Annotated in this window: 6 protein-coding genes and 2 pseudogenes; 4 read left to right on the plus strand and 4 right to left on the minus strand. The window is 71.8% G+C overall.

Translation table 11 applies throughout. The annotated features are described in order from the left end of the window. The 3 genes and pseudogenes from AB0I76_RS19680 to AB0I76_RS19690 form a co-directional block, all read right to left on the minus strand. Positions 1 to 266: pseudogene (locus AB0I76_RS19680) on the minus strand (hypothetical protein); the annotation flags it as partial. A 37-nt stretch (positions 267 to 303) separates the two neighbouring features. After that, on the minus strand, positions 304 to 1,191 hold the full coding sequence (locus AB0I76_RS19685) for a dihydrodipicolinate synthase family protein (protein WP_357037250.1): 888 nt from the start codon (positions 1,189 to 1,191) through the stop codon (positions 304 to 306). After that, entirely contained in the window at positions 1,188 to 2,336 is a 1,149-nt protein-coding gene (locus AB0I76_RS19690; protein WP_357037253.1) for a mandelate racemase/muconate lactonizing enzyme family protein, read from the minus strand. The genes AB0I76_RS19685 and AB0I76_RS19690 overlap by 4 nt, the downstream gene beginning before the upstream one ends. An 86-nt stretch (positions 2,337 to 2,422) precedes the next feature. Here AB0I76_RS19690 and AB0I76_RS19695 point away from each other — a divergent pair, with 86 nt between their 5' ends. The 4 genes from AB0I76_RS19695 to AB0I76_RS19710 are packed head-to-tail and all read left to right on the plus strand — an operon-like array spanning position 2,423 to position 6,363. Further along, positions 2,423 to 3,235, plus strand: coding sequence for an IclR family transcriptional regulator (locus AB0I76_RS19695; RefSeq protein ID WP_357037256.1), 813 nt, complete (start codon positions 2,423 to 2,425; stop codon positions 3,233 to 3,235). Beyond that, a complete protein-coding gene (locus tag AB0I76_RS19700) occupies positions 3,232 to 4,131 on the plus strand; it encodes a sugar ABC transporter permease (protein WP_357037259.1) in 900 nt (299 codons plus the stop codon). The genes AB0I76_RS19695 and AB0I76_RS19700 overlap by 4 nt, the downstream gene beginning before the upstream one ends. Continuing rightward, positions 4,128 to 5,024: a carbohydrate ABC transporter permease gene (locus AB0I76_RS19705; RefSeq protein ID WP_357037261.1), complete on the plus strand. Its 897-nt coding sequence runs from the start codon at positions 4,128 to 4,130 to the stop codon at positions 5,022 to 5,024. Before AB0I76_RS19700 ends, AB0I76_RS19705 begins: the two co-directional genes overlap by 4 nt. Positions 5,025 to 5,061: 37 nt before the next feature. Continuing rightward, positions 5,062 to 6,363 carry an extracellular solute-binding protein gene (locus AB0I76_RS19710; protein WP_357037264.1) on the plus strand — a complete coding sequence of 434 codons (1,302 nt, stop codon included), beginning with the start codon at positions 5,062 to 5,064 and terminating at the stop codon, positions 6,361 to 6,363. A 25-nt stretch (positions 6,364 to 6,388) separates the two neighbouring features. Here the strand turns inward: AB0I76_RS19710 and AB0I76_RS19715 are convergent. Beyond that, positions 6,389 to 6,483, minus strand: a pseudogene (locus AB0I76_RS19715) (hypothetical protein); the annotation flags it as partial.

The following is a 6,483-nucleotide window of genomic DNA, read 5'->3' on the forward strand; positions in this document are numbered from 1 at the left end:
GTCGCGGTGACGGAACCGACCGGCATCGCGGCGGCGGCGAGCACCACCACGTCGAGCCGTCCGGCGGCGGTGATCGCGGCCCGTACGGCGGTGTCGGCGCCGGCTGCCGTCGCGCAGTCGACGACCGCCGTGTGGTGGTACCCGCCCCCCTCGACCGGTTCGAGGGCGACGCCGACGGTGATGTCGCCGCCGGCCTGGAAGGCCCGGCCGATCGACGCGCCGATGGGGGAGCTGGCGCCGACGACCAGCACGCCGCGGCCACTCATCGGGTCACCCGGCCGGCACCCGGCCGGGCCTGCCCGGTCATGCCAGGTCCAGGTCGGCGAGGATCGCATCGAGCGTGGCGAGGGTCGCCGGGTCGGCGTCCACAGCGGGCGGCCGTACCGTGGCGGTGTCGATCACGCCCCGGCGGACCAGCACATGCTTGTGGATCGACCAGGCGATGCCGGGCTGGAGCCCGAAGCGGATCAGGGGGAGCGCCCGGTTGAAGGCGGCCCGGGCGGCAACTGGATCGGGCGCGTCGAGCACGGTCCGCAGCAGGTCGGGGAACTCGCAGGCGGGCATCGTCCCGGCGGCGCCGCGGGCGTACTCCTCGAGGAGGAACAGGGCGTTCTGACCGCCGAGAACCAGGCAGTCCGGGGCCACGGCGGCGACCACCGCGCCCAGCTTCGGAGCGGTGGGCTGGGTCTCGACCTTGACCGAGGTGACTCCGGTCAGCTTGGACAGTTCGGCGATGAGGGGCACCGGCATGGTGACCCCGGTCGAGGCCGGGGCGTCCTGCACCATGACCGGGAGGCCGCCCTCGCCGGCCACCGTTCCGTAGAAGTCGACGATCTGGGTCGGGCTCGGCTTGACCATGTGCGGCGGGATGAGCATGGCCACGCTGGCGCCGGCCTCGGCCGCCGCGGCGGCCTGCTCGACCGCCTCCCTGGTGCCGGTCGCGCCGACCCCGGCCACCACCGGCACGTGCGGCCCGACCCGCGCGGTCACCACCCGGAGGATCGCGGCGCGTTCCCGCGCGGTCAGGGCGAAACCCTCACTGGCGAAGCCGAACACGGCGACCCCGTCGACGCCCGCGGACAGTTGGAAGTCGACGAGCCGGGCCAACGAGTCCAGGTCCAGCTCCCCGTCGCCGCGGAACGGGGTGGCGAGCACCGGGATGAGACCGTGTACGTCGGCGGAGCGGGTCATGAGTCCTCCATCAGGGTTGCCAGGTCGACGTCGACGCCCAGGCCGGGCGCGTCGGGAAGTGCGAAGGAGACGGGGCCGCCGGCGAGGGGAGCGGTCAGGATGGTGTCGGCCACGGCCATCGTCGCGGGCTGGTACTCGAAGGCGGGCATCGCCTCGACCGCCGCGGCGACGTGCAGCCCGGCGGCCACCGCCACGCCGAGGCCGACCGAGTGGTGCGGCGCGACCGGTACGTGGTGCGCGGCGGCCAGCTCGGCGATCGCCATGGCCTCGGTGATGCCCGTGCGGGCCACGTCGGGTTGGCACAGGTCGACGGCGCGGGCCGCCAGCCAGCTGCGGAACTCGTACCGGTTGCGCAGTGCCTCACCGACCGCGACGGGCGTGGTGAGGGCCCCGGCCAGCTCTCGGTGTCCCTCGACGTCCTCGGGGACCAGCGGCGCCTCCAGGAACCAGGCCCGCCGCTCGTCCAGGGCCCGGCCCAGGCGCAGGGCGTCGGCCAGGTCGTACGCCCAGTGGGCGTCGACGGCCACCGTCAGCTCCGGGTGGACGGCGGCGACCGCGTCGTAAGTGGCGAGGTCCACGTCGACCCCCCGGCCGAGGTGGAGCTTGACGGCTCGTACGCCCTGACCGACCCACCGCGCGGCGAGCGCGGCGCGGTCGGAGTCGGTCGAGCGGGGCAGGCCCGACACGTAGGTGGGCACGCGGTCCCGGAAGGCGCCGCCGAGCAGGGCGTGCACCGGGGCGCCATGGGCCTTGCCGGCCAGGTCCCACAGTGCGGTGTCGACGGCGGCGAGCGCGTCGGCCTGGTGGCCGACCAGGTGACCGCGTTCGCGCATCAGCCCGGTCAGCCGGCTCCACAGCGGACGTACCCGACGGGGGTCGGTGCCGACCAGCACCGGCGCCAACAGGCGGTCCACCACCGCGCGGGGGATCTCCGGGCCGACCGGCGCCAGGGCCTCGCCCCAGCCGTACCGGCCGTCGTCGGCGGTGATCCGGACCAGCATCGTCTCGAACCGGTCCGAGTAGAGGCTGCGCCAGGGCGGGCGCAGGTAGTACCCGTCGTCCCCGCCGGGGTCGGGCCGCTGCCCGAGGTAGGCCTCGGGTGGCCGCAGCTTGAGCACCCAGGTCTGCACCCGCTCAATCTTCACAAGCCACTCCCGACAGACGGTTGACCGCTTGCAGCATGCGGGATACCTTGCCGTATCACGCAAGCAATTTCCAGAGGGGCCACCAGATGGCAGCGGAAACGGGAAGCAATCAGAGTGTCGAGCGGGCCTTCTCGGTCCTGCGCGCCTTCACCGCCGGGCGGTCCGAGCTGCGGGTCTCCGACGTGGCCAAGGCGGCCGGCCTGGGCGTGTCCACGGCATCGCGGCTGCTCGCGACACTGGAGGTCGCCGGGTTCGTGGACCGGGACCCGGTCAGCGGCCTCTACCGCCTGGGCCTCGACCTCGTCACGCTGGGCGGCGCGGTGCTCAACGCCCACCCCGTGCACCGGGAGGCCCGGCAGATCGCGCAGAACCTCGCCGGTGAACTCGGCCTCGGCGCGAACGTCGCGGTCCGCCGGGACGACCGCCTCTTCTACCTGCTCAACTTCGAGGGGCGCCAGTCGCCCCGGGCGTTCGTCCTGTCCGGACAGCGCAACCCGTTGCACGCCACCGGGCTGGGCAAGTCGCTGCTGTGCGGCCTGACCCCCGCCGAGCGCCGGGACCTGCTACCGGAAGCCGTCCTCACCGGGTACACCCCGCGCACGGTGACCAGCCACGACCGGCTCGATGAGGAGATCACCCGGTCGCTGGCCCGGGGCTACGCCACCGAGGTCGAGGAGTTGGCGCTGGGACGGGCCTGCGTCGCGGCGCCGATCCGGGACTCCTCGGGCGCGGTGGTGGCGGCCCTGTCGGTCTCCGGGCCGCTCTCGGCGATCGACCTCGGCACCCGCGAGGCAGCCCTGGCCCGCGCCGTGATCGAGGCGGCGGATTCGATCAGCATCGGGCTGGGCTACGTCGGGCCGGCCCACCTCGCCGCCGACCCCCTCGGGATGCCGGCATGACCACGCCGACCGCCCCCGCACGCCGTGGTCTCTCCGACGGCGCGTTCGGACTGCTGCTCACCCTCCCGGCGCTCGCGCTGTTCGGTGCGGTGGTGCTGTACCCACTGATCGGCGCGCTCACCACCAGCGTCTTCGCGCAGAGCCTGGTCGTTCCGGGTCGCACGTTCGTCGGGCTGGACAACTTCCGCGCGGTCCTCGACGGCGAGTTCTGGTCGATCATGCGGAACACGATCGTCTACACGATCGGCTCGACCGTCGCGCCGGTGGTGGTCGGCTTCGCCCTCGCGTTGGCGTTGAACAGCCGTATCCGGGGACGGTCCGTGCTGCGCGGGCTCTTCCTGTTTCCCTGGGTGATTCCCGGTGTGGTCGTCTCCTTCGTCTGGCTCTGGATCTTCAACGCCAACTACGGCCTGCTCAACGGCATCCTGGTCGGGCTGGGTGTGGTGGACGACCCGATCACCTGGCTCGGCGACCCGGGCACCGCCATGGCGGCGATCATCATCGCCAAGACGTGGGCCAGCTTCCCCTGGATCATGGTGATGCTCCTCGCCGGCCTGCAGACCATCCCGGCCACGCTGACCGAGGCGGCGAGCCTCGACGGCGCCGGACCGGTCGCCCGGTTCCGGCACGTGACGCTCCCGCACCTGCGGGGGATCCTCGGCATCGTCGTACTCCTGGAAGTGATCTGGAACCTCCAGCACTTCGACATGATCTACGTGCTCACCGGCGGTGGCCCCGCCGGCTCCACCACGACCTTCGCGGTCGCGGTCTACGACACCGCGTTCAAGGGGTTCGACCTCGGCAAGGCCAGCGCGCTCGGCGCACTCTGGCTCGTGCTGATCATGGCCCTGGTCGTGGTCTACGTCCGGATCAGCGAACGGGGTGAGCAGGCATGACGATGACAGCCGCACCGCCGGACGCCACCTCGACGGCGCCCGAGGCCGCCCCCGCACCCCGACGACGCCGAGGCCGCCCGCCGTCCTGGGGCGCCATCGTCACCGTCGCCGTTCTCGGTGTCTTCGCCTTCGGGCCGGTCTACTGGGTGGCGGTCACCGCCTTCACCCCGACCGCCGACGTCTTCCGGTTCCCGCCCCGGCTCTTCCCGGAACGGCTGACCGTCGAGAACTTCAGCACACTGTGGGACAACCCCGTGCTGCTGCGTTACCTGGCCAACAGCCTGATCGTGTCGACGCTGACCGCCCTGCTCACGGTCGTCGTCTCCGCCTACACCGCCTACTCGTTCGCCAAGTTCCGCTACCGCGGCCGGCGCTCGCTGATGTACCTCGTCCTCGCCTCGCAGATGTTCCCGCAGGCGCTCCTGCTGATCACGCTCTACCTGGTCTTCAGCCAGGTCGGGCTGCTCAACTCGTACCTCGCGCTGATCCTCTCCTTCACCACGTTCACCCTGCCGCTGTGCATCTGGATGCTCAAGGGATTCTTCGACACCATTCCCGACGAGCTGATCGAGGCGGCCAAGGTGGACGGCGCCGGCCAGGGCGCCATCATCCACCGGATCCTGCTGCCGGTGTCCCTGCCCGGACTCGTCGCCACCGGCCTCTTCGCCTTCATCCGCGGCTGGAACGACTTCATCTTCGCCCTCACCCTCGCCGGGCCGGAGAAGCAGACGCTCCCGCCCGGTCTGGTGAACACGTTCCTCGGCGAGGTCGAGACGGCGTGGCCGGCGCTGATGGCCGCGTCGTTGGTCGTCTCGCTGCCGGTCGTGATCGGCTTCGCCGTCCTGCAGCGCTATCTCGTCGCCGGACTCACCGCCGGCGCCGTCAAGGGCTGACCTTCCCCCACCACCCCGTCCACAACTGGAGACGCAGATGTCCGACCAGCTCTCCCGCCGAAACCTGCTCAAGCTTCTCGGTGCCGGCGTGGGTCTCGCCGTCGCCGGCCCGACGCTCGCCGCATGCGCCCCGTCCGGATCGACGGAATCGTCCGGCGGGCTCAGCGACGACGGCGTCAAGCAGTTCCCGTTCACCACCTGGGCCGCGAACGAGGCGGTCACCAAGGAACCCCTCGCGGCCCTGATCAGCCGGTACACCGGCGCGAACGGCGGCACCACCATCCAGACGCCGTCGTACCCGTACAACGACTACCTCAACCAGTTGCTGCTCCAGGTGCAGGGCGGTCAGCTCAAGGGCGCCATGCAACTGGACGTGGCCTGGCTGGCCACCCTCGCGGCCACCGGCAAGCTGGCCGACCTGGGCAGCGTCGCCGCCGGCCAGGACTACACCGACGCCGCGCTAGCGCTCGGTCGGGTCGACGGAAAGCAGGTCGGCCTGCCGTGGACCCAGGCCGGCATCGGGCTGATCGGCAACCAGGAGATCCTCACCCGGGCCGGGGTGAGTGCCCCGCCCAGGACCGTCGAGGAGTTCGAGGCGGCGCTGCGCGCGGTGAAGGGACTCGGCGGCGGGATCGTGCCGTACGCCGCCATGACCAAGGTCGACCAGCTCAAGGACATCATCGCCTGGATGTGGACCTTCGGCTCGCCGGTGGTCGACAGCGGGCGGATCGTCGTCGACGACGAGGGCAGCGTCGCCGCCCTGACCTGGTACAAGAAGCTCTACGACGAGAAGCTGATCGCCGCCGACGTCAACCGGGTCGACGCCCGCGCCCTGATGTCGCAGGGCAAGGCGGCCTTCTACGAGGACGCGATCAGCGGCCGGGCGGCCGTGACCAAGTCCTCCACCGACAGCGCTCTCGGCGACAAGCTCCGCCCGCTCGCCCGTCCGGTCCGCGCCGCCGGCGACAAGCCCCGTCACCTGGCCTGGGGGCATGTCATCGCGGTTGTGAACGCCGAGGGCGGCGCCGCTGCGGCACAGTTCGCGAAGACCCTCACCACCGACCCGGCGTACAGCACGGAGTGGTTCGCCAAGGCCGGCCTGCCGCCGACCACCAGGGCCGGCCTGGCCGCCTCCGACGTGCAGCAGAACGCCTTCGCGGCCGCCTTCAGCCGGGAGATCGCGGCGAACTCCAGCGCCGGCCCGTTCTGGATCCACCCGCAGTTCTCGCAGATGGAGAAGGTGCTGGCCGAGAAGGTGCAGGCGGCCCTCATCGGCCGGTCCTCGCCCAAAGAGGCGCTCACCGAGGCCCGCGAGCAGATGTCGGCACTGATCAAGTGAGCGCGGCCGCCGTGGCGGTCCGACGGATCGCGTCACCGCGGCGCAGGCCGTACTTCTTGATCTGCGACATGGACACGTAGACGTCGTTCGGGCCGGCCAGGTAGCCGGTGGTCCGTACGA

Source organism: Micromonospora sp. NPDC049799, assembly GCF_040656655.1.
Classification (GTDB): domain Bacteria; phylum Actinomycetota; class Actinomycetes; order Mycobacteriales; family Micromonosporaceae; genus Micromonospora.